The 25,245-nt window shown below is 34.8% G+C and carries 20 protein-coding genes and 1 pseudogene; 9 read left to right on the forward strand and 12 right to left on the reverse strand.

Going from position 1 to position 25,245, the window contains the following annotated elements; genetic code table 11:
- Nucleotides 1-15: 15 nt before the first annotated feature.
- The 6 genes from SD960_RS11545 to SD960_RS11570 all read right to left on the reverse strand — a co-directional run bounded on the left by SD960_RS11545 (nt 16) and on the right by SD960_RS11570 (nt 9,124).
- Nucleotides 16-432 (reverse strand): OsmC family peroxiredoxin, encoded by a 417-nt coding sequence (locus SD960_RS11545; RefSeq protein WP_318803213.1) that lies wholly within the window; start codon nt 430-432, stop codon nt 16-18.
- Between the two features lie 128 nt (nt 433-560).
- A complete protein-coding gene (locus SD960_RS11550) occupies nt 561-1,397 on the reverse strand; it encodes an SDR family NAD(P)-dependent oxidoreductase (RefSeq protein ID WP_318803214.1) in 837 nt (278 codons plus the stop codon).
- A 75-nt stretch (nt 1,398-1,472) separates the two neighbouring features.
- On the reverse strand, nt 1,473-2,378 hold the full coding sequence (locus SD960_RS11555; protein ID WP_318803215.1) for an AraC family transcriptional regulator: 906 nt from the start codon (nt 2,376-2,378) through the stop codon (nt 1,473-1,475).
- Nucleotides 2,379-2,574: 196 nt separating this feature from the next.
- Nucleotides 2,575-7,131, reverse strand: a complete 4,557-nt coding sequence (locus SD960_RS11560) for an Ig-like domain-containing protein (protein ID WP_318803217.1) — start codon at nt 7,129-7,131, stop codon at nt 2,575-2,577.
- 361 nt (nt 7,132-7,492) lie between these two features.
- Nucleotides 7,493-8,239, reverse strand: a complete 747-nt coding sequence (locus SD960_RS11565) for a response regulator transcription factor (protein WP_318803218.1) — start codon at nt 8,237-8,239, stop codon at nt 7,493-7,495.
- A 651-nt stretch (nt 8,240-8,890) separates the two neighbouring features.
- Nucleotides 8,891-9,124 carry a hypothetical protein gene (locus SD960_RS11570; protein WP_318803220.1) on the reverse strand — a complete coding sequence of 78 codons (234 nt, stop codon included), beginning with the start codon at nt 9,122-9,124 and terminating at the stop codon, nt 8,891-8,893.
- A gap of 188 nt (nt 9,125-9,312) precedes the next feature.
- On the opposite strand from SD960_RS11570, the gene SD960_RS11575 reads away from it, so the two are divergent.
- The 9 genes from SD960_RS11575 (at nt 9,313) to SD960_RS11615 (ending at nt 16,703) form a co-directional block, all read left to right on the forward strand.
- A complete protein-coding gene (locus SD960_RS11575; RefSeq protein ID WP_318803222.1) occupies nt 9,313-9,912 on the forward strand; it encodes a hypothetical protein in 600 nt (199 codons plus the stop codon).
- 21 nt (nt 9,913-9,933) lie between these two features.
- Nucleotides 9,934-10,638, forward strand: coding sequence for a DUF2589 domain-containing protein (locus SD960_RS11580; RefSeq protein ID WP_318803225.1), 705 nt, complete (start codon nt 9,934-9,936; stop codon nt 10,636-10,638).
- Between the two features lie 31 nt (nt 10,639-10,669).
- The gene (locus SD960_RS11585) at nt 10,670-10,951 is read left to right on the forward strand and encodes a hypothetical protein (RefSeq protein ID WP_318803227.1); all 282 of its coding nucleotides are present in this window, start codon (nt 10,670-10,672) and stop codon (nt 10,949-10,951) included.
- A gap of 15 nt (nt 10,952-10,966) precedes the next feature.
- Nucleotides 10,967-11,419: a DUF2589 domain-containing protein gene (locus SD960_RS11590; protein ID WP_318803228.1), complete on the forward strand. Its 453-nt coding sequence runs from the start codon at nt 10,967-10,969 to the stop codon at nt 11,417-11,419.
- Between the two features lie 31 nt (nt 11,420-11,450).
- Complete coding sequence (locus tag SD960_RS11595; protein ID WP_318803231.1) at nt 11,451-11,837, forward strand: hypothetical protein; 387 nt, start codon at nt 11,451-11,453, stop codon at nt 11,835-11,837.
- A 205-nt stretch (nt 11,838-12,042) separates the two neighbouring features.
- Nucleotides 12,043-13,284 carry a TolC family protein gene (locus SD960_RS11600; protein WP_318803232.1) on the forward strand — a complete coding sequence of 414 codons (1,242 nt, stop codon included), beginning with the start codon at nt 12,043-12,045 and terminating at the stop codon, nt 13,282-13,284.
- A gap of 17 nt (nt 13,285-13,301) precedes the next feature.
- On the forward strand, nt 13,302-14,114 hold the full coding sequence (locus tag SD960_RS11605; RefSeq protein WP_318803233.1) for a hypothetical protein: 813 nt from the start codon (nt 13,302-13,304) through the stop codon (nt 14,112-14,114).
- Nucleotides 14,115-14,406: 292 nt separating this feature from the next.
- On the forward strand, nt 14,407-15,684 hold the full coding sequence (locus tag SD960_RS11610) for a glutamate decarboxylase (RefSeq protein ID WP_318803235.1): 1,278 nt from the start codon (nt 14,407-14,409) through the stop codon (nt 15,682-15,684).
- Nucleotides 15,681-16,703, forward strand: a complete 1,023-nt coding sequence (locus SD960_RS11615; RefSeq protein ID WP_318803238.1) for a hypothetical protein — start codon at nt 15,681-15,683, stop codon at nt 16,701-16,703. Before SD960_RS11610 ends, SD960_RS11615 begins: the two co-directional genes overlap by 4 nt.
- A gap of 159 nt (nt 16,704-16,862) precedes the next feature.
- Here the strand turns inward: SD960_RS11615 and SD960_RS11620 are convergent.
- The 6 genes and pseudogenes from SD960_RS11620 to SD960_RS11645 all read right to left on the reverse strand — a co-directional run bounded on the left by SD960_RS11620 (nt 16,863) and on the right by SD960_RS11645 (nt 25,238).
- A pseudogene (locus SD960_RS11620) lies at nt 16,863-17,881 on the reverse strand (alpha/beta hydrolase).
- Between the two features lie 36 nt (nt 17,882-17,917).
- Entirely contained in the window at nt 17,918-18,472 is a 555-nt protein-coding gene (locus SD960_RS11625; protein ID WP_318803239.1) for a sugar O-acetyltransferase, read from the reverse strand.
- Between the two features lie 138 nt (nt 18,473-18,610).
- Nucleotides 18,611-19,438: an AraC family transcriptional regulator gene (locus SD960_RS11630; protein ID WP_318803240.1), complete on the reverse strand. Its 828-nt coding sequence runs from the start codon at nt 19,436-19,438 to the stop codon at nt 18,611-18,613.
- Between the two features lie 253 nt (nt 19,439-19,691).
- Entirely contained in the window at nt 19,692-21,719 is a 2,028-nt protein-coding gene (locus SD960_RS11635; RefSeq protein WP_318803242.1) for a protein-disulfide reductase DsbD family protein, read from the reverse strand.
- 111 nt (nt 21,720-21,830) lie between these two features.
- The gene (locus SD960_RS11640) at nt 21,831-23,219 is read right to left on the reverse strand and encodes an alpha/beta hydrolase (RefSeq protein ID WP_318803245.1); all 1,389 of its coding nucleotides are present in this window, start codon (nt 23,217-23,219) and stop codon (nt 21,831-21,833) included.
- A 21-nt stretch (nt 23,220-23,240) separates the two neighbouring features.
- Nucleotides 23,241-25,238: a TlpA disulfide reductase family protein gene (locus tag SD960_RS11645; RefSeq protein WP_318803247.1), complete on the reverse strand. Its 1,998-nt coding sequence runs from the start codon at nt 25,236-25,238 to the stop codon at nt 23,241-23,243.
- Nucleotides 25,239-25,245 lie beyond the last annotated feature (7 nt).

Genomic DNA, 25,245 nt, shown 5'->3' on the forward strand with positions numbered 1-25,245 from the left:
AGGCAAACTGTGCTGTTAAGCTCCCAGATGAGCTTCTAAAGTAACAGGAATATTTAGTATTTTAGAAATCAAGCAATTCTCCTTTGCTCCTTTGCTAACAATTTCAAATTCTTCAGCAGTAATACCAGGCACAATACCAATAATAGAAAGATGTAAAGATTTGATTTCGAAGCCTTCCATCAATACAGTTGCCTGAGTATTTAATGAGGCATAGCTTAAACCTCTTTCTGTTAATGCAAAACTGACAGCCATTGTAAAGCATCCTGCATGCGCCGCTGCCAAAAGCTCTTCTGGATTCGTACCTTTTTCATCACCATCAAAACGAGTTTTGAAACTGTAATTTGTTTTGTTTAAAACTTCGCTTTGTGTAGTTAATTCGCCTTTTCCTTCTTTTATACTACCGATCCATTGTGCTTGTGCTGTACGTTTCATTTTATTCTGTTTATTTTAAAAAGTTGTATGTCATATTGACCATGCAAATTTGTAATACAAAACAGAATAACGTTTTGTGAATTAGTTCAATTATTTGATAATTTAGTTCAAAAGGAATACTTTATTTCTTAAGATAAAAAATCTGTAGATATTGAAACAGCTTGCCAGTCAGACATTTCTTTATTCAATTGTAGAATTTTACTTTTTGCCCTGTTAAAAGCATCGCTTCCTAAAAATAAGTTGATCGGAGGATTTTCACTAAATACTAATTGTAAAAAGGCGTCAGCAATTAAGTCTGGATTTCCCAGCTGAATTCCGTCCATACTATTCATTCTTTCGTGATATTCACGAAGATAATCATACTCTTTCATCTGGTTTTTGTTATAAGCAATAGAATCTGGTTTTGCAAAACTTGTCCTGAACCAGCCCGGTAAAACATTTGTAACAGCTATTCCCAATGGTTTTAAATCATTCGCAAGCGCTTCAGACAATCCGCTTAATGCAAATTTTGCAGCACAATACATTGACCATCCCAATCCCGGAGCAAAACCGGCAATTGATGCAATATTGATGATGTGACCCGAACGCTGTTTTCTAAGATAGGGTAAAGCTTTTTGAACAATCCTTACGACAGCAAAAAAATTAACTTCAAAATTTTCGTTGATTTCTTCAGAAGTAAGTTCTTCCAATGCACCACCTAAACCATAACCTGCATTGTTTACAATTACATCGACCTTACTAAACTTTTTGATTGTCTTTTTAAACGACAACTCAATAGATTGCTCACTTTTTAAATCAACCTCCAACGCAAGGAATCTGTCTCCATATTCTGAAAATTGCTCCAATGCATTCACCGATCTTGACGCAGCAGCTACGCTGTGACCTTTAGAAAGCAGTTGCTTCACGACAGAAAATCCCATTCCTTTAGAGGCTCCCGTTATATACCAAACTTTAGTTTTGCTCATAATTTTTATTTTGAGACAAAGGTATAATGTGTAAACAGGACGGTTTTGTTAAAACAGAACCATTTTTTGTCAAATTCAAACCTTTCTAAAAGATGATGGACTGCTATTGGTTTGTTTTTTAAAAAAGTTATTAAAATGTGCCTGATCCTCAAAACCGAGTGTATAACTAATTTCGGCGATGCTCCAATTTGTATATTTGAGTAATGCTTTTGCTTCAGTCGCAAGCCTTTCAAAAATATGATCTGTCGTAGTGCGACCTGTAGTTTTTTTAATCGCCCGATTGAGATAATTAACATGTACAGAAAGTCTTTCGGCTATAACTTTGGGCGATCTTAACTCAAAACGCCGGGCTGTCGATTCAATAGGAAATTGTCGTTCCAGAAGTTCCGTAAATACAGCTGTAATTCGCGATCCTGCATCAATATGCCGATAAAAATCTTCATCAGGGTCAAACTGTAGTGCTAAAAAGATCAATTCGCTGACATAGCTTTTAATTAACTCATACTTATAGATATAATCTTTTTCAATGGTATTTATAATCTTTTCAAAAATGGAACTGATCTCCATATAATCTGCATCGTTGAGTTTAAAAATGGGATAGGATTCCATTGAAAAAAGCGGTAATTCACTTAAATTAATACGGAAACTCTCTTGAAAAAATTCCTCTTTAAATACACAGAATAATCCTTTGGTTTCCGGATCTAATGCCTCATAAGTATAAGGAACCTTTGGATTAAAAAACAACAATGTATTTCCGCTAACAGCAATGCTCTTATCCCCGTAATGAAATACATTATTGCCGCAAAATAGCATAATTTTAAAAAAATCCCTGCGAATATAAGTGGCAGATGTTTCATTTGTTGCAATACGGTCCTCAATTCTAAAAACATTAAATTGACCAGTATGCTTAGTGAGATTTTGAGATAAAGTAATGAATTTATGCCTGTAAAATTCTTCGAGAGATTCTGTTGATTTTGCCATGAGTCTGGTATATTTTGCAAATTTCAAACTTTTTATTTGAAGATCATGCTTTTACTTCAATTTTATTTGAATCCTGATGGAACAGACAAACATCTCTTATTATTTACTAATGGAGACTAGTTTAAAAAAGTCTATTTAAACCTCGAAAATACGAGATAGAAATATAGCTTTGACACGCCATTTCATTGGTAATAAATTAATTATTCAGGTATAAATATCCAGTCTTTTCATGGGTTTTAGATTGCTTATCTTTATATCTTATTATATAAAAATAGGTACCTTCTTCTAATTCGCTTGAGTATTTACTAGCAAAAGCTCCTTCTGATATACCTCTAAAGGCGATGTCGTTATTATTGTAATGATTTCTCTCGAAAACCAAAATTCCCGAACGGTTGTAAATCTGCACTGTATTGTCCGGATAACATTCTAAACCCTGAATATAGAATCTTGAGTTATTTTCATCTCCATTTGCAGAAACAGCGTTAAAGATTTTGATCAGACAATCACCGAATTCTAAAACAGTTGGTCTTTCACCATTAAGATCATTAAAATCTGATTTGTCCATAACCATGATTCCGCTTTTACTAACTCCTGATGCTATTGCCTGATTGCTTATTGACCCGGCGTTAAGATCTGCCTGAGTTAAGGTGTAGGTTCCTCTAATGGAAGAATTATCCATTTCCCCAATAGCTAAATTGATAGGACTACCAATTATCGCAATTCCAGGTAAAGGATCAGTAACTGTTATGTTTTCAAGATCAGAGTTTCCTTTATTTGCTATTTCGAAGCTATAAGTTAAAGTTTCGCCCACTTCCGTATATCCATTTCCGTTATCATCGTTAAAGACGCCTTTCTTAACTATTGCAATGGCCGGAATTTCCACAAAAACGCGCACCGTTGCTGTACTGCAATTAGATAAATTAGCTACTTCACATATTTGATAACTGAACGTATGATTTCCTGCCTGCGTACCTGGCGCCACATCAATTGTACCATCGGCGTTAATAGTAATTCCGGCGGGAGAATCAATAGCTTTTATTATCACCTGTGAAGCAGTAACAGGAATACTGTTCAGCTTGTCATTATCCAAAACATTCCCTATTTCTAATGAACCATTAATGCCGTCCGCATTCCATGTAGGATCTCCTACTGCTTCCAATAATGCAGCTGAAATTACAAGTGTTATAGTTGCCGGGCTGGAATCTATGCTTCCCTGATTATCTCTTACAGTGAATGTGAATCTATCGTTACCAACAAATGTTCCGCTGGGATCATAAGTAAGCATTGCTGCCTGCGTTGGTGTTAATGTCTGGTTTGTTCGTAATGGGATACCTGATAAAGCCAAAACACCGTGAACGGGTAAACTTAATATTGTGTAACTAACGATAGTTCCGTCAACATCTGATGCCGTTAATTTATCGATAGATGTTGCGCCGGATGTAGATAAAATTGCCGCATTTACATGATCAGCTGCAACCGGATTATCATTAACAGCCTTAACTGTAATGAGTTGGTTTGCTGTTGCGGTTCCGCCATTTCCGTCACTGATTATATAAGGAAAACTGATGGGCGTAGCCGAATTATAGTTAACATCCGGCGTAAAAGTAATCACACCAGCTACTACGTTTACTTTGGCATTTGGTACAATTATCATTTGGTCAACACCTGTTAAAACTGTTCCGTTAATTGAAGTGATAGTCAATGTATCACCATCAGGATCTGAATCAAGATTTAATGGGTTCAATGTTACCGTTTCATCTTCTGCAATTGTATAAATATCGTCTACGGCAACCGGATTATCATTGACAGCCGTAACCGTAATAAGCTGGTTTGCCGTAGCAGTTCCTCCATTTCCATCGCTTATTGCATACGGAATGCTTATGGCTGTAGCCGAATTAAAGTTTTTATCGGGTGTAAAAGTAATTACACCTGCACCCGATATATTTACGATACCGTGCGTTACGGGAATAACTTGTACTGAACTTGTTAATGTCGTTCCATTAATGGATGTAACAATCAAAGTGTTGCCATCAAGATCGGAATCAAGATTTAATGGGTTTAATGTTACCGTTGCATCTTCTGTAATGATATAAATATCATCAACAGCAACGGGATTATCGTTGACAGCCGTAACGGTAATATGCATGTTTGCTGTAGCAGTACCTCCTTTCCCATCGCTTATTGAATAAGGAATTCTAATGGCTACAGGTGAATTAAAATTTGCATCAGGTGTAAAAGTAATAACACCTGTAGAAGCTATATTTACGGTTCCATTCGCTACAGTAATCAACTGTGCCGTTCCGGTTAAAGCCGTTCCGTTGATAGACGTAATGTTTAATGTGTCGCCATCAGAATCTGAATCAAGATTTAAGGGATTTAGTAGCAATGTAGCATCTTCTGCAACTGTATAAATATCATCAACTGCTACTGGCGCATGATTGATAGAAACAGAACTAGAATTATCTAAAAGGCTTGGATCATGCTCTGCTCCTTTTATACTTGCTGTATTGTTATAATCACCTGTAGCGTTCACTCTTGCAACGATATTTAGTACTGCAGTAGCTCCGTTGGCAAGACCACCGATAACCCAGTTTGGTGATGACCAGGTTCCTGTTGAAGGCGTTGCACTAACAAAGGTGTAACCAGAAGGAAGAACATCTATTACAGAAACTCTCGTTGCAGCGCTTGGCCCTGCGTTAGAAGCAGTGATGGTAAATCTAATGTTCTCCCCAACATTCGGCATGCTATTGCTAATGGTTTTCGCTATCGAAAGATTGCTCTGAACTGTGGGTCTGACGGTTGATGTATTATTTGCCATATTAGTATCAGGATCATTGGCAGTAATGGTAGCTGTATTAGCATATGTTCCTGAAGCTTTAACTGTTGCAACAATTTCAAGTGTTGCAGCTTCTCCGTTGGAAAGGTTACCAATATTCCAGTTTGGCGGTGACCATGTCCCAATAGAAGGATTTGCACTAACAAAGACATAACCCGATGGAAGCACATCTTTTACAATCACTCCAGTAGTTTTATAGGGGCCATTATTTTTTGCTTCTATTGTAAAAACACTAGTACTGCCGATACTTGGATTAAGATTATCCACTGTTTTTGTAACCTCCAAATCCAACGGACAAATTGTACTATCAAAACTTTTAGACACCAATGATGTGCCTCCACAAGAAGTAGTTACTAAATATTGAACCATAACAGTTCCCGCTGCGGTAAAACTTAGTGTATTTCCTGTCAGCTTTCCCGGACCGCTTCGTATAGTTAATTTACCTCCTGCAGGAGTTGGATCTAATAAAACAGGATCATTAACACAATATTTCATATCAGGTCCTGTTCCTGCAGTAAGAGGCTGAATAATAGGAAGTGACTCTACACCACAAATTTGTACCGGAGCTGTAGCAAAAGTGTAACTTAATTCATTTGTATTTATATTACTGCCATCGCCCATACTTCCATGATACCTATGTCCTACATATCCAAATTTAGCTTCACAATTTTTAACAACCATTGAGGTATGACCACCGGTTTCTACCGCCAGGATCTGATCTGTGTCTTTTAAACCGTTAGGAGTAAAAGGATTTGTGGTAGCACCTGAAGCTCCAAGTAACAAGCCATTATTTCCAAATGCGTAAATGCTTTTCCGATTATTAATCACATTTATGGCGCCATATTGACTGTCATGTTCCTGAGGGCTGAACCATTTAATATCATTCATCACGCGACCTGTTGCAGATGAATACCTGGGTTGTACCCACGATAATCTGTCAGTAATTGTCCAATCTCCGAGTTCGCTATTAGAATTTTCACCTACGCTATATAAATTACCGTCTCTTGCTAAAATAAAATACGATCTTGCTGTCCCGTTTCCCGTCGAACCAATCATTTTTGGAGTTGCATTCACAGGAAGAGTCATCTGTATAGCTGTCTGCTGACTTGGAATGACAGCCGAGCCATTTCCCAATAATACATTATTACCCCATACATATACACTACCGTCTGACTTCAATGCCATAAGTCCATCACTATTTCCTCTACAGGCAACGATGTCTGTCAAAAATGGATTTCCGGTATTTGAAGTTGTTACTTTGTACCACGTAACAGAATTTCCTCTTCCTCCATTACCTCTTACAGTTGCGGTTTGTGAAAGTACAAATACATCTCCACTACAAGTTGTTATAGCTAATGTTTTGTAAGTCGCAAACATCATTTTAACATCCTGAGGATTTACATCAGTTGGCAGACCATTTGAGTTACCATTTATAGTAAGTTTTTGAAAATTTGTGCTTGAGGTAATTGTATTACTAATAACGGTTCCTTCTGTTGACCATGCATACAATCCATCAGTTGCTAAAAGAATACCCTGAATATTGCCGGTAGAATTACTTCCCAAAGCAACCTTTAAGGGGATACCTGTTAATGCCGGAAAGTTTGATTTATTTATCGTTAGCGGTGCTAATACATCTGTAGAGCCATTATTTGCAATTTTTTCTCCCCAGACCTGGAAAGAACCATCAGAAGTTCTTACAACTGTGGTGTGAAAACTTGAGACAAAATTATCATATTCTATTGTTGCAGCATCGTTATTTGACTCACTTCCAAAATTAGATAAATTAACATTTGGACATCCTACAACCGGTGTCGCACATTGACTGCGCGCAATTTGATTGAATATAAAAACAAAAACGAAGCATATTACTTTTTTAAAGTTCAGGCTTATATCTAGGGGAAAATGGCGTATTGGCATAATTTTCGGATTATTTTTATCTGGGGAAATTAGATAATCGTTAGTTATTGGCTTTATATAAGAATAAAGTTACAACTTTTAAAATTTGCTGTATTTACAGTTAACCATTTTGCAATTACATAATTGCCAGTTAAGTATCTATTTTCGCTAATAAAAACAAACAATTAAGTAAAAACCCGAAAAAAAAGAACCCATATATATCGCGAAATTTGAAGCGATATATATGAGCTATAACAATTTTAGGAGAATGAAAAGGTTATCTTTTGGAAGAAAACCTGGTATACAACCTTTGGATTGGTCTCCAAAAATTCACTTCGATTGTAAGTTGATACCCTTTGTTTAATTATGTTTTTTGGTTTATTTATTTCAGGATTGAGTAATGCTCGCCAAATTTTTCTTTAAACCTACGGCTCATAGATACTGTTTTACCAGATAATAATTCGATATGACTGTCTGAAATATGGATTCTTTTTATCACATTCAAATTTACCATATGATTGCGGTGTATTTGTATAAACTGTTTATCGGGCAGCTTTTGCTGAATTTGTTTTAGAGATATTTCAACCAGAAAGGATTCATCTTTCGTGATAATCGAAGTGTATTTTCCTTCCACATAAATATATTCTATGCAATTGAAAGATACTTTTACCAAAGTGTCTCTTTTCTTGATCAGAAAAAAACCATCCATTAAAATGGCACCGGATTGACTGCCCGAAAAGACACCCTGCATGCCCATAAACTTCTCAATGGCAAGCTCAATAGCGAACTCTAATTCGAGAACATTAAAAGGTTTGATCAAATAACAATATGGGTTTGTAATTCTGGCCAGTTCAAAAGTTTTTCTGTCTATAGCGCTTGTTAAAAAAGCGAAAGGTTTTAATGTAAATTGATTTTCATTTATTCGCTGGGCAAATACAATTCCGTCTGGTTTACCGTTCAGGTATACATCTATAATTACAATATCAGGCTTTTGAGCATAATAATAACCTAATGCATCTTTTAAATTATTGGCTATAGCCGTAACTTCATATCCTCTTTCTTCAAGTGCTTCTTTTAGAGATTGTGCCTGCAAGGCCTCATCTTCTATAATTAGTATTCTTATTTTCATAATATTTTATCTTTTGAATGTTATAAATGCGCACATTAACATACCCTTTATTGCTTTTAAAACTGCCTAAAAATTCCGGCTAATTAAAAAAGTTCAAAAAGTATAGTTCAATGCCTCGATCCGATCTATTTTGGACGCAGGATTTTTAAGGCCGATTTTTAAATGATTATAAATCAGCACACAAAAATTCCTCACCAAAACTGTTGACGAGATTAAAAAGTAAATAGTATCAAGAGGAAAGTCTGTTGAAGAATCTCAAACAGAAAATGAAATTAAGCATTAAAAAACCGGGGAAAAATCACTAACAATCTCCTGAAAAAAATTATAGCGTTACAATTTAATAACAACCTGTATTATTTTTTCAGGAAATTGGTATAGATCTATAATTGAAATAACATCTAACATTATAAGACTATAAATTTCGTATTTAGTTCTAAATAAAGTATTATTTCAAAATTCAATAGTATACTATTAAAAATTAAACAACTAATTTCAATTTCAGTATCTCATTATAGAATGAAATAGCGAGCCTCGAAAGTTTCCTCTTTTCATGTCTTTATTGATCATAAATTAATATAAATGAGAAATTACACTTTTAAAATTTCTATAATATGTGACTGTAATTCCTTTATTGACTCTCAATCAATTTTATTAATAAAAAGGACGCGGCAAACAAATAAAGTTGATCATAACGACAGGGATTTTTTTTGCAGTTTTTGTTTTTAAGCGCAAACAATAACGGCTCTCAATTGCCCTGACTACTCTACTTTTATAATACTGATCTGATTGTGATACAGTATTTAAAAAAGTAATCTGGCTCAAATCCTTCATTTTTCTTGTGGATTTCTGAACCCTTTTTTCAACACTAATTTCTTTAATAGTCATAATTGCGATTTATTTTGGGGTTATACAATGAATCAAAAATAAGAAATAAAATCTTACATAATTAAGATTAAACCGTTCATAACTAAATCTTTACCACTCGTACCTTTAAACCGAAAAATTCTGTTAACCGGAAGTAATATTGTCATGTAAATAATTGATAATCAATTTATCAAATAAAAAAAAGGAATATGAAACCATCTATTAATGAAATCCAGTCTGTTCTTACCAAAAAAGGATATACTTTTTTTGACCTGAACAAACCTTATAATATAAACATTATAGGGATTAGAAGTAAAAATGTAATCGCCAACTCTTTTGATGATACATTGTGTTTAATCTTTAGCGATGACAGTCTTAGTCCGCAAATATTCAGTTTTGCCGTAACCACAGATCCCGGACTATTTTGGCTAAAAAATCCATTAAATGTAAACGGCACTGCCATTTTAGTGCCGGGCCAGTACAAAGGATCCCATCAAATTGGACTGCACAAAGGACAATATGAAGCATTGGTACAAAAAGGGCCCGTAAAAGTGTGGAGAGATGCCAACAAAGATGGCAAGCTGGAGTTTTCAGGACCACAGCACGAAGGTATTTTCGGGATTAATATCCATCGCAGTAATCCGGACACTGAATCTCAAGCGGTTGAAAAATGGTCTGCCGGATGCACCGTTTTCAAAAAAGTCGCCGATTTTAAATTCTTTATGGATATCTGCAACAAATCAAAAGGTCATTACGGCAATTCTTTCACTTACACCTTACTGGAAGAAGATGACTTTATCACCAAGTAATAACATTTAAAATATTTAATTATGAACATTGGAGATCAATTTAAGGGACTTCCTATGGAAGACCTTATCGGTGGACCGTTATCAGCAGCTGTAAAATCAAATACAGATTTAGCGAAAGCTACTGCAGCGTTTATTAACGACATCGGTTTTGAAAAAGTAAAAGACGCAGAAGGAATAATTGTTCCGGGTCCTGCGCGAATGGTAGATTTTGTTTTTGAACGCCCCGGGCTGGATAAAGAAGGAAATGCTACCGTGGAAGAGGTTAAAATGAAGGTACCGATGCTTGCCATCGTACCGATCCCTAACCTACAAGTAGATTTGGTAGATATCACTTTTGACATGGAGGTTAAAAGCTCTACAAAATCTGTTGAGTCATCTTCTTCTAAAGGAGAATTTAGTGCCTCAATGAGCGCAAAAATTGCCTTCTTTTCAATCAATGCGAGCGTTTCGGGTTCTATTTCATCAAGCAAAGAAAACACCCGCTCGACAGATCACTCTGCTAAATATCATGTCGAGGTAAAAGCCACTAATCATGGTTTGCCCGAAGGTTTGGCAAGAGTGCTTGACATTATGAATGATGCCGCAAAACCACGTCAGATTATGGCTTATAAACCAAATGCTAACGGCGAAATTGAAAGAGGCGAAGATGGTAAACCAAAAGAACAAGGCAAACTTGTTAGTGCAGACGGAAGCGAAACAACTCCACCTGCAGAAAAAAAGGATTAGTAAATTGATTAAGTAATCTAACACCAATTGTATGCTACCGGATAATTCACAAAAGATCACTATCGCAGATATACGATATATAAAAAAAATAACCATAGGTTCTATCAATCCAAGTGCACCTTTTACTGAAGAAATGCGGGAAGATCAATTGGTGTTGCTTAACAAATGCCTTTCACAGCACCCTAAAGGAACGATAATAGGCAAAGATATTTCTATTGGAAGTTTCAAGCTTGGTGAGCACGAACTCAACATGCAAAGCACAACCTATCATGTAGGTTTTACGAGAAAGCCATATTGGCTGGATGAAAAATAATAAAAAAAAGAAACCATGGCACAACAAAGATTTGACCATTTATTACAGGCTATCCATAGTGCAGTCTTGAAAGCTCAGGAATTAACCGAGGAGCAGCATATCATGCAAATCGCAAAATATTTTGACGAAGATGGAAAACCACTTGTACAAGAACTTCATGTACCAACCCTTGATCCTGATGATGATCCTAACGTAATGACAACACTAAGTGTTCCTTTATTAAGTCTTTTGCCGCCATCGGCAATCAAGATTAAAGAACTCAAACTAAAGTTTAAAGTTGGTTTGGGCAAAATTAAGATAGAACAAGATAGTAAAAATGGGCCAAGTCTGGATGTTGACATGGGCGGCGGCGGCGGAATTTTTGGAAAAAAACAAGCTACTGCAAAGGTTGAAATTACATTTGAAGCCGGAGATCCGTCAGAATCTTTTTTAAGGATTAATGACTATCTGGTAAAAAGTGTAGTATAACATTCATTATTAACTTTTAAATATAAATATTATGGCACTTAATTTTAGACCAGGATGGAATGCAGCCATTCCACTTACTGTAGCACGTCACGGAGAATATCAGGCTTTTCTTGATACATTGACAACATTATTGATCGAACAGGCATTTAGTGAAGCTAACTCTCATTTTGCAGATCCTGTAGCAGCAGATTTTATCAGAACTGCGGTAGCTTCGAGCACACAAGTTTACACAATTGAGCAAGGTACGCATCAACCGGAAGATTTAGTTCATGGCGGATTTTGTCTTCACTTTACAGGAAGAAATGCAGCTAATAGGGCATTCCACTTTTACGTTACTCAAAACCCAGACGGAACGCCAAGAATCTTCGAGATTACTTATGTTTCAAATGGACAAATTAGAAGCTGTACAAGAACTTAGTTGTTTCAGCATTAAAATTTAAAAACTCCTGCGGGAGTTCCTCAAAAAAACATCCGGATGTGTAAGAGGTTATCACGAATTTATTCATTAGAATGTAATGTTCATCAAAGTTTAATCAACAAAGTTAACAGGCTAACATTAGATGATAATGCTATTAACCTTAATGAGTTAGCAAAAAACTAGTTTTCATTTAAAATCATTTATCATGAAAAAACAGATTGCATTAATTTGCCTGGCCCTGCTATGTCTTGTTCCAAAATTAATGGCTCAAAAAACATGGACACTTAAAGAGTGTATTGCCTACGGCAGGAAACGTAGTTTTAAGGCCGAAGAAAATACAATACTAAATGCGACTTACTTAGAAGATAAAAAAAATATTGAAGCCTTATATCTTCCTCAATTTAATGCTGTACTAAATCCTTCCTATACAAAAATTCCGGGGACTTATTTGTCGCAATTTAGTTTTGGGTTAGAAACTAATACCATTATTTATTCAGGATCCCGAAAAAAACAGGAGCTTGAAAAAGCCAATATGATAGTTATACAAAGTGAATACAATATTGCCATTGACCAAAATGATATTGAACTGCAGGTTTTGTATGCTTACACAGATGCACTTTCAAAAAAAGAGCAATTTCTGGTTGCTGTTAGATTTTATCAAAAAGCCTTGGAATTGCGTTATGAGGTATCTGATAAAAACTCATTTACCAATACAAATGAAACATTTTTTGAAGCAATGCTACAACAAGACTGGCATGAAATAGAATCGTTAAGTCTGCAATACGAACTGGCATTATTAAAAATCAGGCAGCTCATCAATATTGACAATTCACCTGATTTTGATATTGAAGAGATTCCCCTTTTTGCCCCAACCAATACAGCACTTACAGATGCATTTCCTAAAGCTATTCTGGCCGATCCCGAAATAAGCAGTAATCAATTAGAGGTGGGTATTGCAGCAAAAAATATTGCTATTGCAAAAAGCTTTCTTGCTCCTGTAATAAGTTTTCAGGGAAGCTTTTTTTATACTTTAAATAATAACAACAATTTGTCTGGAATTCAGAATTACTTAGGGTTACGTGTTGCCATTCCTATACTCAATACAAAAGGTCAAAACGCAAATATCCAGCGTGCTTTTATCAATTTTAATTACCGAAAAACACAGCTCGAAAATCAAAAAAAGACCTTATGCAACACCGTGGATTTTATTATTAATGAGTTGAAAAATAAAGAAATTGTTTATCAAAATATACTCAGCACATTGGATAAAACCACGCTTTTATTGAACGAAAGTACAAAGAATTTAGAAGCCGGAAATACTCCTTACGAAGCTTATTTAATAATACGAAACTGGAACAGGCAAAATGCGCTGCAAGCTGTTGTGCTTAAATACGAAACGATCACCCAGGCAAAGCTTCTTGACTTTTATACAGGAAAAACTTTATAACGACTAAAACTAAGATTATGAATGCAATATTTGATAAAGTAAAAAATCGTTCGGCCTATACTTCTGAAATTCCTGAGTCACCAACAGAAAGTACTCCTCAGGAGATTGTAATCGAAAAGCCTATTGAGGAAGATGCTTTTATTCCGGTTGAAGTTAAACCTGTAACAGCAAATATCAAAACAGCTTTTGAAACTCTCATCGAAAAAGAGATTGAAACAATGCTGCAATTCAATATTAGAAAAGGAAAAAAAATAGCATCGGAAATTGGCTCATTGGCCGAAACCAAAAAACTATCTCATAAAATAGTTTTGCACGAAATGCTAAAAGAAGCTATACACCCCGTGACACCAAAAAGTATACATTATATCAATCAATACCGGAATAAATTGAATGCAAGGGTTGTTTTATTAAGAATAAAAATAGTGCGTCAATTTATGGTAATTGCGATAATTAGTACTCTCCTTACGAGCTTAGGATATGTTATAATTGAATCCGGGATTTTTACAGACAAATACATTTTTACAGATACTGCTTTATTTATCATAGATCAACTTTATGTAATAGCTACGGCTTTTCTGGGTGCCATGTTATACTTCTTTCCAAAATTGCTAAAACAAATAGACAACAGCACTTTAACAGCTCATAAAATTCCGTTTTGCTGGATGGCGATTTTACTTGGCAGTATAAGTGCAATACTATTGATCCATACAAAAATATTTGCGCCCTATCTTATAGATGATACACTTCTGCATAACCTATTTATTGCTGTAGCCTGTGTTTTTATCGCTGATATTCTTTATGGTAACATTCAGGCAATTGCACAACTATAATTTTAGTCAATTAAGTCGTTGGGTGTAATTATTTTTTAACACATAGAAACATAGAATTATTGAACTCAAAAAAGGCGTTTCACTTGTATTAATCCCGATAGCTATCGGGACTATGTGTGAGAAACAAGTTTCTTTTGGATTTACTTTTTCAAAATCATAAAATCTATGTTTCTATGTGTTTAATTAATTTTTCAAGGATTAAACCCAACGGATTAAATTAACCATAACAGTTTTGAAAAGCTAGATTTTCTTTAACGAAAATCACTTTTTAAGATCTTAATTCCATATTCTCATGAAAAAGAATAATCATTTACCAAACACCTTTCCCGAAAAAGGAAACAAGGCAGCAAAAGTCTATAACAAAATTTGTTTAGAACTTGCTATGGATGGAAACGTGCATCTTGATCTTGGCAGTTTTAGTACCACTATAATGAATTCCTATGCAGATAAACTTATTATAGAACAATTAGGAAAAAATTTTATTGATTATGGCGAATACGGACAAACCAAAAAAATTCACGATCGAATTATTGCCATACTTTCAGGATTATTAAATGCGCCCAATAGCAAATCTATCAATGGAACAGCAACTCTTGGATCTTCAGAAGCAATACATCTTGCTTTACTTTCACACAAGTGGAACTGGAAAAAAAGACAGCAATCCTTAAACCTAAACACAACAAAACCGAATATCGTTTACACTAGTAATGCTCATGTTTGTTGGGATAAATTTGCTTTATATTTTGATGTCGAACCAAGAAAAATTGCTATCTCCTCTTTACACGCCTATCCTATGGATGAAATCCTGAAAAACATAGACGAAAACACCATTTGCGTAGGCGCTATTGCAGGAAATACCTATACAGGAAGCATTGACCCTATCGAGGAATTAAATACCAAAATACTGGAAATCAATTCACAAAACAATTGGGACGTGGGTATACATGTAGATGCGGCCATTAGTGGGTTTGTGCTTCCTTTTTTAAAATCGCAAGAAATGCAATGGGATTTTAGGCTGTCTTTGGTTCGAAGTATCAACCTTTCCGGACACAAATTCGGGTTGGTATATCCCGGAATTGGCTGGCTCATTTTCAGGGATGCGTTTTTTTTACCCAAAGATTTAATTTTTTCTTCCCATTATTTGGGAAAACAAATAGAAACCTACACACTAAACTATTCTAAAGGAGCTTCAATGATTCTGGCCCAATATTTTTCGATACATCAACATGGTACTTTCGGTTATAAAAAAATAATCAGAAGTTGCTGCAACACGGCTGAAATCATCAGAGAAAGACTGAGACAATCTAATTACTTTGAAATTGTAGATGAGGGAATTTTACCAGTTGTGGTTTTTAAATTAAAAACGACGGGTTCAGTTGATCTTTATAAATTTCAATTACACCTTAAAGCAAAAAACTGGATGCTACCCCTTTATGCAATTCCTGGGAATTTTGAACCCAACAAACTTATGCGGATAGTGGTAAAAGGAAATTTTAATCCTGCCATGGCAACACAATTATGCGATGATCTCATTAGTGTATTTCAAAAATTAAACAATTATCGTTTATGAAACAGTTTTACTATCTCCTACTGCTCTTTTTGGTATCAACATATGCTGTAGCGGCAAAATTGCCTAAAGAAAACCAAAAGTATTCAAAACCATTGGTGGTTACCGTATCGATTCATCTTAATAAAATCTACGATATCAATTCGGTACACAAAACCTATGTAATAGACGCCTATTTAGTCGTTTCATGGCAGGATACATCTGTTCCGGATTGGATATATGGAAATAACAAAACCAAAATCATCTACGAAAATGAAAAATTTCCCGAAACTATCCTGGTTCCCTCATTCGAATTTATTAATATTCTGGGCAATCGGGACATCATTAATAAGCAATTAATAGTTAATCCTGATAAAACTTTAATTTACAACGAACGTTTTCACGGAAGATTTACATCTAATATGGATTTTCATAAGTATCCAAATGATAAACAATGCTTTATGATACAATTGGAAGCTTTTTCGATGGAAAAAAAAGATCTTGTTTTTATCAATCCACAACTTTTTCCAAAAGTATTGGATGAATCCTATATTGAAGAATGGAAAATTTTGGGCAAAAAAGATTACGTCAATCAAATGGTTTATAATCATCTGAGTACAAATAAAAAAGGGGAAGTATTTTCACGCTGTAATTTTGAGATTTATGCGCAGCGAAAATTAGAATATTACATCTGGAAAGTAATGTTGCCTATCGGTATTCTTGTTGTTGCCTCCTGGCTGGTTTTTTGGGTTAAGGATTTTGCAAACCAGTTAAATATTTCTTTTACACTGATGTTAACCATGGTAACTTTTAATTTTTATACTTCCTCATTATTACCCACATTACCTTATAATACTTTTATAGAACTGATAATTATATCAGGCTATATATTTATATTTCTAACCTTAATAGCGATAATTTTCACTTATGCCTATTCTAAAAATGACAAGACAACGTATAGAATCAATACGTTTTTTAAATTATTTTTTCCCTTGCTTTACATCTGTTACATTACGATCTGCATATTTGTTATCTTTTTTTGAAAGCCCTTATAACTTTGGCGAAAAGCCCGTAAACATAAAATAACCTCCAAAATCAGAATAACTTTGGAGGTTTGTAATTGAGATAAATGCTGATACGCCCGATTTATTTCCTCATTTATTAGAAATATTTGGCATTGCTTCAAATTGCCATTTGATATATTATTTCAAATTATCTTTAAAGAATTTTTCTAATTTATCAAAAGGAATCATATTCACTTTATCATACAAATCAACGTGAACTGCATTTGGGATAATAATTAATTCTTTTGGTTCATTTGCCACTTTAAAAATATCTTCGCTAAAATATCTTGAGTGCGCATTTTCTCCTGCGATTAAAAGCATCGGTCTTGGCGAAATTTCTTTGACATAACTTAGTATTGGCATATTCATAAAAGATATTGGATTTGTCACCAACCAGGCTCCGTTTGAGTTCACAGAGTTAGCCTGAAAACCACGTGGTGTTCTGTAATAATCAAAATATTCTTTTATAAATTGTGGCTCATCGCCTTTCAAAGTTTCCGGTAAGTTTCTTGGACCAGCTGCCGGTTTTCCGTTTTCTGCATCTTTCCAACGCTGCTCACCAGATTTTCCAATGTTTTGGTTCTTTGTTCCAGAGTTACTGAATCATTATAACCCTTCGACATTACTCTGGTCATATCATACAAACTTGTTACAGCAACCGCTTTCACTCGTTTGTCAATTGCAGTTGCATTTAAAGCAAAACCGCCAAAACCACAAATCCCGATAATACCAATTTTATTTCTATCCACTATTTTTTGCAATCCCAAAAAATCAATAGCGGCACTAAAATCTTCCGTATTAATTTCCGGAGAAGCGACATTTCGTGGTTCGCCACTACTTTCACCTGTATAAGACGGGTCGAATGCTACAACAGCAAAACCACGTTCGGCCATGATATTGGCGTATAATCCTGATGATTGTTGTTTTACAGCTCCAAAAGGCCCGCTAATTGCTAACGCAGCTAATTTTGTGTTTCCTACATTCTTCGGAAGATATAAATCTGCACTCAAAGTAATACCATAACGATTTTTGAAACTTACTTTTTGACGGGTTACTTTATCGCTTAATTTGAAAGTATAATGTTCTTTGGATGTATTCATTTTTTCTGAATTTGATTTTTTGTCTTGAGAAAATGCTTGCCCTGTTAAAAGAAGCATCATTGTAATAATCAATGTTTTTTTCATTTTATTAAATTAAATTGTTTTTAAAAATTTTGCAGGAATTCCGCCTATGATGGTATTATCGGGAACATCTTTAGAAACTACTGCTCCTGCTGCTACAACTGAATTTTCGCCAATCGTTACGCCCGGCAAAATGGTAGCATTGGCACCAATCCAGGCGTTTTTTTTGATGAGAATTGGTTTTGGAATTAAAGAATGTCTGTTTTCGATAGAAGTTGGATGACCTTCGGAAAGCAAACTTACTTTCGGAGCTATTAATACATTTTCTTCAATGGTAATTCCGCCCAAATCAAGAAAAACGCAATCGAAGTTGATGAATACATTTTTACCGATTTTGGTATTTCTTCCATAATTGATATATAGCGGTGTAAATACAGTTACACTTTCATCAATCTCAGTAGCTGTGATTTGACTTAAAAAATTTATGATTTCATCAGGATCTGATGAATTATTCATTTGAAGCAATAATTTCTTTGTAGCAAAAGAAGCTTCGCGCATTTTATAGGCATCTTTATCTGCTGTCGAAATGATTTCTCCATTTCTTAATCGGTCGAATATTGTTTGCATATCTTTAATATTTAAAACACAAAATTAAAGACAAAGCCTCGCAGTGACTTTACTGCGAGGCTCAAAGAATCTTTCTGACAAGCTCAATAATTTTTTGTTTCGATAATCAGATGGGGGAAAATTAAAAGATAAAAAAGCCTAAACTTCCGTTGGCGAAATTCCGTATTGTTTTTTAAATGCGGTTGAAAAATGAGACGGGTTTTTAAAACCAACCTCGATATAAACGTCTTGTACTTTTCTGCCTTCTTCCTTTAGTTTTATGTAAGCCATTTCCAAACGTTTTTTTATGAGCCATTTTTGGGGTGTGAGGTTACTTATTTTTTTAAAATCTCTTTTAAAAGTAGCCAGGCTTCGTCCTGTAAACGAAGCAATTTGCTCCATTGAAAGTTCCTGATTATAGTTTTCATTGAGAAATTCCAAAAGGTCAATTTTCCAGGGTTCAGCAAAGTCAAAAAGTATTGGATAAAGCTGTTCACTGCTGTTTAGCAAAGCATAAATTCCTTCCAGTAATTTTAAATGTGTAACACCTTCCGTTGGTTTTACATTGCTGTCAAAATAAGGAGTAAGCGATTGAAATAAACTTTCTATTGCGGGAGTTGTATCTAATTTAAAAACCGTTTGATCGGTAACTTTTACAACTTTAGGAATTTCAGATTTATTCATTTTGTTGTAAAAATCACGTAAAATATTTCGCTTAAAAGTCAATGAAATCCCTTTATATAAATCTTCGCCTTTGCTGTTTTTATACATTTTCAACCGATGATCTCTTCGGATAAAAGCACAATCGCCTGCCTGTAATATTATTTTTTCGTTTCTGTCTTCTATAATCTGTTCGCCTGAATACAAATAAACCAAAACATGCTCTGGCGTGGCGTGAATACACTTTTCGCTATAATCACTAAAGCAGGACAAGAATATGCCCGAATAGCTTAATGTTTTTAATTTATCGTCTTCCTGTACGTCCATGATTTCTGATACTGTATTACTAACATACAAAATTAAAATTTATATTTTGGTATCGCTTTGTTGTGAGGTTCATTTAATCTTTCTGTAAGGCTCAATTCGATTACTGGCAGTAACTCAAAAGCAGTTCTAAACGAAACCTAAAAAAGAGCTGTTGGCAAAAACAGCTCTTTTAGGGTTTCTCAAATGATGTACAAGCTTACTAATTCAAATACTTCTAAAATAATAATGTTTGAAAAACCAATATTGTATTCTTTTATTTTTTAAAGTTTCCTATTCCTTCTTTTAACCAATTCATATAAAATTGAATATCCGGATTATATGCCGTTGGCTGATTTAGGGATTCTCCGTTATGATCTGTTAAAACATAATAAGGCTGGGCATTGGTTTTGTATTTCAGGATTTGAAATTCACTCCATTTCTGTCCGATATATTTTAATTTTTTACCTGTTATTTTTGACACAATCTGCTCGTTTTCTGCAAGTGGTCTTTTATCATCTACGTATAACGAAATTAGAACGACATCATTTTTTAACTGTGTTAAAACCTTCGGATCCGGCCAAACGCGCTCTTCCATTTTACGGCAATTAACACAAGCATATCCTGTAAAATCAATCATCACGGGTTTATTTACTTTTTTGGCGTAGGCCAAACCGGTTTCATAATCGTGAAAAGTCGTGATTCCGTTTGGACCGCTTTCTGCGCCTTCGGGCAATAACTCTTTTGTATCATTTGAAACCGCCGTGTTTCCAAAGCCATTTGGCGATTCGCTATATTGTTTTGCCGGAGGAAAACCGCTGATATATTGCAACGGAGCACCCCAAAGTCCCGGAATTAAATACACTACAAAAGCCAGAACTGCAATTCCTAAACTCAATCTTCCAACGGAAAGATGCGTTATTGGTGAATCATGCGATAATTGGATTTTTCCAAATAAATACAAAGCCAAAACAAGGAAAATCGCGATCCAGATAGCCAGAAAAACTTCTCTTTCTAGTAAATGCAATTGCAGCACCAAATCGGCATTGGATAAAAATTTAAAGGCTAAAGCCAATTCTAAAAAGCCTAAAACTACTTTAACCGAATTTAACCAACCGCCTGATTTTGGAAGTGAATTCATCCAGCCCGGAAAAGCAGCAAAAAGTGTAAAAGGCAAAGCAATAGCCAATGAAAATCCAAACATTCCGATAATGGGAGCCAAACCGCCCTGACTTGCTGACTGCACTAATAATGTGCCCACAATTGGTCCTGTACAGGAAAAAGAGACTATGGCTAATGCCAAAGCCATAAAAAAGATACCAATAATTCCGCTTTTTTGTGAATTATTATCGACTTTGGTCAGCCATGAACTTGGTAATACAATTTCGAAAGCGCCCAAAAAAGAAACAGCAAAAACAACCAATAATAAAAAGAATATCAAATTAAAAACAACATTGGTGGCCAGCGCATTCAACGCATCAGCACCAAAAATGGTAGTTACCAATGTTCCCAATGCTACATAAATAATAATGATAAACCAGCCGTACAGCAATGCATTTCGAATTCCGGCTGCTCTGGTTTTACTTTGTTTGGTAAAAAAACTAACCGTCATTGGGATCATCGGGAAAACGCAAGGCGTTAACAATGCTGCCAAACCTCCCAGAAAACTCAGTAGAAAAACACTCCAGATATTTTGTTCTTCCGTTGCGGGAACATTTTTTACGGCAACAACCGCTTTTTTAATTTCCGGTTTGATTGTATTTTCTTTTACAGTAGCTGTTTTAACTGTTGCAATTGTATCAGTATTTATGACTTTAGTTTCCGCAATTGTTTTTGTTTCTTCTTTTAAATCCCCTTTCGGAATTTCAAAAACAAATTCTCTTTCGGTTGGCGGTAAACAGCTTTGATCATTACAAACCATAAATTCTATGGTCGCATTTATCTTAAAAGCTTCATTTGTTTTTCGCTCTATTTTTTGTGTAAAAATGGCTTTGGTTTCAAAAAACTTAATGCGCATATTAAAAACCGGATCATCAACTTCATGTCCGTTTGGTTCTGTAACACCGCCTTTTACTATGTAATTTTTAGCTTTTTTAAATTTAAAACTTGTTGGCATTGGCCCGTTTGGCGGGACATTTTGAGAATAAATATGCCAGTTTTTTTCTATTTGGGTTGTAATACTTAATTCATAAGTATTACTATCTAACTCTTTTACAGCTGTTTTAAACGATACCGGATCGTAAATTTGAGCAGTAAGATTATGTATCGCCAAGAAAATTGCGATAAAGAGAATTAATTTTTTCATGATAAAGAAGAATTGTATTTTAGATTTTTCTGTCAGGCTGAGCGGAGTCGAAGCCCACGTGCCTATTGGAGCGCCCTTCGACTCCGCTCAGGGTGACAAAACGAGAGACTGTTACTTTTTATATCGGCTTAAAATCCATTTAGCGATATCGTCCAGAACTTCTGGAGCAAAAACTTCGTCTATTTCTTTGACTTCTTTCTGCGTACAAGTTGTACAATGCTGGTACATGTGATTTAATCCCGGATAAATTTTAGTCGTAAGATCCTTGGTTTTCAGGTGTTTTTTGAATGAATTTACATTTTCTACTGCCGGAACCTGAATGTCTTTGTCTCCATTTCCTATAAATACCGGAATTGTAATTTTGGGCAAATAATCTTCTGGATTATAATGAATAGTATATCGATACCATTTTTTATCAGCATCTCTTGCATATCGGTAGGTAAAAGTCTCATCACGTCTGTCTGAAAGCTGTATTTTTTTTAGCATAACCGAATCCTGCATTTTCATCCAGGCTTTTGTTTTTTCTTCAATAACAGGTTTTGCAGATTCAGCATCTTTTGTATTATAAACGGCTTTGAACAATATGTTGTACAGCTCCATTTGTTTTGCGACAACTTCCTCTGTAAAACCATAACTTTTAAGGATTGCCGAATTTTGCAAGTTCAGCATTTCAAGTCCGCTTACTCCTACTCCGGATAAGCTTATCATGAATTTTACATCTTTATTCCTCGAACTTACAATCGATGCAATCATACCTCCTTCGCTATGACCTATTAAACCGATATAAGATGCATCGATAGTTGGATCGTGTTTTAGGTAAGCAATTTCTTCCTCAATATCATCGGCAAAATCTCCGGTTGTAGCGATTTCAAAATCTCCTGTCGTTTTGCCAATTCCACGGTCGTCAACGCGCAAAGAAGCGATTCCGTTTTTTGCAAGATAATCTGCTAAAACGGTAAAAAATTCTCTTCCTACATAAGTATAATTACGATCGTGTTGTCCTGTTCCGGAAATTAAAACAGCAACAGGATATTTCTTTTTATTTTTCGGAAGTGTCAATGTTGCGCCATACGTCAGTTTGGTATTCTTCCCTGAAAAGGTAAAATCTTTCACTTCATACGGATATGGTTCTTGCGGATGCTGTGCAAAAAACAACGGTTTAATTTCATTTTGTTTCTTTAAAAAAATGGCTGCATTCAGAATCGAATAATTATTGAAAATCCCTGAAATTGCTGTTTTGTCCGGGTTGTATTTTCCTTTAAAAGTAAAACCAAACATTTCATTTTTAAAAGAAACACTATCCGAAACTACTTTTATGGCAACTTTAGATTTTATGTCTAATTCAGGAATAGTCAATAAAAGCGAATCTGTTTTGGTTTCGAAATCGCCTGAAACTATAATGCGGTACGAATGATATTGTCCCTGCCAGATGGTTTGCGAAAAACCAGTCTGACAGCACAATAACAAAATACTGAGATATAAAAAATTAACAATTTTCATTTTCTAACCTTTTTTTCTAAATTATTTTTTCTCAGCTTTTAAATATTCTATAATGATCGAAATTTCGTCGGCAAGTTCTGTTGGGCTTCCAAAATATCCATTAGACATCCATCTCAATTTTCCGTTTTGATCGATAATCATTTTTTCAGGAATTCCCGAAAACTGAAATACTTTTGCATACTTTTCATATACTTCGTCTAATTTTCCTGTTTTTGGATTTTTTCCATCATACAAAATCGTAAAATCAAAGTTTTTCTCTTTTATAAATGCCTGTGTTTGTGTTTTAAAATCTTTGATATATTCTTGAGTATCCACAAAATAGAAGCTTACATTAGGATCCTGTTTGTATTTTTCAACCGCCATTTGCATTCCCGGCATTGCATTTTTACAAGGTCCGCACCACATCGCCCAAAAATCAAGCACCACAATTTTTCCTTTGTGATCGGCTAATTTTACTTTACCACCTTTGCTGCTTTCTAATTCAAAGCCTTCAATTGGCTTATTGATAAGTTCTGCTATCAATTTGGTTTTGTGTTCCTGAATATTACTGTCTGATTTAAATGAGTTAAAATAGGCTTCAAAACCCGCCTCTTTTCCGCCTTCTTTTAAATAAATGGCTTTTAATGAAGCCAGCATTTCCGGAGTTGCTTTGTTTTCTCTAATACTGATAGCCAATAATTCTTTAGCGTCCAGCGTTTTACCTTCTCTTAAAAGCATTCTGGCATAAACTTCATTATACGAGGCATCTTTATAGCCATAAAAGGGCTTAATTTTATCTAAATACCTTCTTTCTAAATCGTAATTTTTAAAAATTTCCTGAAGTTTTGCATAGGTAAAATATTCCCTTGCTGCATAATTCAATGCCTGAGCCTGCCATTCTTTTGGAGATAATTTTTGAACAAAATCTTTCGGAACATACAATTCCCTGCTTTCCATTTCAGGAATGATGACATCGGCATATTTTTTTAATGTTTCTAAAGATGTTTTTTCGACTCCGTCCTCATTTCTGTTAAACGGAATTGAAATTAAATGCCACGAATAATCTAATACATTATAAAACGAAACTTTTTTTACGCTGTTAATTGCAAAGTCGTAATCTTTGTTTTTTACGATATAATTATAGGCGATTGCTTTAAATAATTTATCGTTGTAAAGATTTTCTGTTTCGGTAACAACATCCAGAAATTTTTCTTTTGGAAAGTTCTTTTCAAATTCTGTGTATTGTTTCACTTTTTTATCGAAATCTTTTTCCATAAACATTTTTTTGATTTCAATATCGCGAGCCAAAACCCCTTTTGGATATTTTTTCAAAAGTGCCTGTTGTACCGAGTCTATAAAAACTTTATTAGCTGTTGGTTCTAATAAATTCAATGTTCTGGTTACGTTATACTGATCCTGATTGTCTAATTCATTAGTAAGTACAAATCGAAGTTCTTTTTTAATACGAGGAGAAAAATCGCCGCCTCTTACAATCTGAGCCACTTTTAAGGCAGGATAAAAAATCTTTTTACGGCTTTCCGGATGGTATTGCAATTCGTAATTGACCCACATTACTGCCACAGAATCATTTTTAAAAGCTGCTTCGTCTACAATATTCGGAACATCATCTGCAAAAACTTTATTTCGCAGCATTCCCCAGCCAATATAAGCGCCTGGAGATTTTGGCAACATCCAGCTGTAAGTAGTCAGTCCGCCTTTATCTACTAAAGTATCCGAAGTAAAAACAAAAGTTACTAACGAAGCATGATCAGAAAGTTTAATTTTCGTCTGCCATTTTTTATCTGAATTTGCCTTCAGGTCAATATCCTTAATTTGCCATTTGAAATTATCGTAAGTATAAAGTCTTGCCGAAACTTCTTTTGCATTTTTTAAAACCGTTTGTGAAGGATCATATGTAATGGTTATTTCTTCTCCCGGATTTGGCTGTTCTGGCGAAACATCAAATGTTTTTAGTTGATCTTGCGCGTACATAGAAGCATTCGCAACTATAAAAAGTGCTAATAGTTTTAATATTTTCATTTTTTTT

Source organism: Flavobacterium sp. MMLR14_040, from assembly GCF_033657265.1.
Taxonomy (GTDB): Bacteria; Bacteroidota; Bacteroidia; order Flavobacteriales; family Flavobacteriaceae; genus Flavobacterium.

What these genes read in the sequence shown, in the direction of transcription:
- SD960_RS11605 (WP_318803233.1), top strand. Translation starts at nt 13,302, where the DNA reads ATGAATGCAATATTTGATAAAGTAAAAAATCGTTCGGCCTATACTTCT.
- SD960_RS11600 (WP_318803232.1), top strand. Translation starts at nt 12,043, where the DNA reads ATGAAAAAACAGATTGCATTAATTTGCCTGGCCCTGCTATGTCTTGTT.
- SD960_RS11570 (WP_318803220.1), bottom strand. Translation starts at nt 9,124, where the DNA reads ATGACTATTAAAGAAATTAGTGTTGAAAAAAGGGTTCAGAAATCCACA.
- SD960_RS11635 (WP_318803242.1), bottom strand. Translation starts at nt 21,719, where the DNA reads ATGAAAAAATTAATTCTCTTTATCGCAATTTTCTTGGCGATACATAAT.
- SD960_RS11625 (WP_318803239.1), bottom strand. Translation starts at nt 18,472, where the DNA reads ATGCAAACAATATTCGACCGATTAAGAAATGGAGAAATCATTTCGACA.
- SD960_RS11590 (WP_318803228.1), top strand. Translation starts at nt 10,967, where the DNA reads ATGGCACAACAAAGATTTGACCATTTATTACAGGCTATCCATAGTGCA.
- SD960_RS11550 (WP_318803214.1), bottom strand. Translation starts at nt 1,397, where the DNA reads ATGAGCAAAACTAAAGTTTGGTATATAACGGGAGCCTCTAAAGGAATG.
- SD960_RS11610 (WP_318803235.1), top strand. Translation starts at nt 14,407, where the DNA reads ATGAAAAAGAATAATCATTTACCAAACACCTTTCCCGAAAAAGGAAAC.
- SD960_RS11630 (WP_318803240.1), bottom strand. Translation starts at nt 19,438, where the DNA reads ATGGACGTACAGGAAGACGATAAATTAAAAACATTAAGCTATTCGGGC.
- SD960_RS11640 (WP_318803245.1), bottom strand. Translation starts at nt 23,219, where the DNA reads ATGAAAATTGTTAATTTTTTATATCTCAGTATTTTGTTATTGTGCTGT.
- SD960_RS11585 (WP_318803227.1), top strand. Translation starts at nt 10,670, where the DNA reads ATGCTACCGGATAATTCACAAAAGATCACTATCGCAGATATACGATAT.
- SD960_RS11555 (WP_318803215.1), bottom strand. Translation starts at nt 2,378, where the DNA reads ATGGCAAAATCAACAGAATCTCTCGAAGAATTTTACAGGCATAAATTC.
- SD960_RS11645 (WP_318803247.1), bottom strand. Translation starts at nt 25,238, where the DNA reads ATGAAAATATTAAAACTATTAGCACTTTTTATAGTTGCGAATGCTTCT.
- SD960_RS11580 (WP_318803225.1), top strand. Translation starts at nt 9,934, where the DNA reads ATGAACATTGGAGATCAATTTAAGGGACTTCCTATGGAAGACCTTATC.
- SD960_RS11595 (WP_318803231.1), top strand. Translation starts at nt 11,451, where the DNA reads ATGGCACTTAATTTTAGACCAGGATGGAATGCAGCCATTCCACTTACT.
- SD960_RS11565 (WP_318803218.1), bottom strand. Translation starts at nt 8,239, where the DNA reads ATGAAAATAAGAATACTAATTATAGAAGATGAGGCCTTGCAGGCACAA.
- SD960_RS11560 (WP_318803217.1), bottom strand. Translation starts at nt 7,131, where the DNA reads ATGCCAATACGCCATTTTCCCCTAGATATAAGCCTGAACTTTAAAAAA.
- SD960_RS11615 (WP_318803238.1), top strand. Translation starts at nt 15,681, where the DNA reads ATGAAACAGTTTTACTATCTCCTACTGCTCTTTTTGGTATCAACATAT.
- SD960_RS11545 (WP_318803213.1), bottom strand. Translation starts at nt 432, where the DNA reads ATGAAACGTACAGCACAAGCACAATGGATCGGTAGTATAAAAGAAGGA.
- SD960_RS11575 (WP_318803222.1), top strand. Translation starts at nt 9,313, where the DNA reads ATGAAACCATCTATTAATGAAATCCAGTCTGTTCTTACCAAAAAAGGA.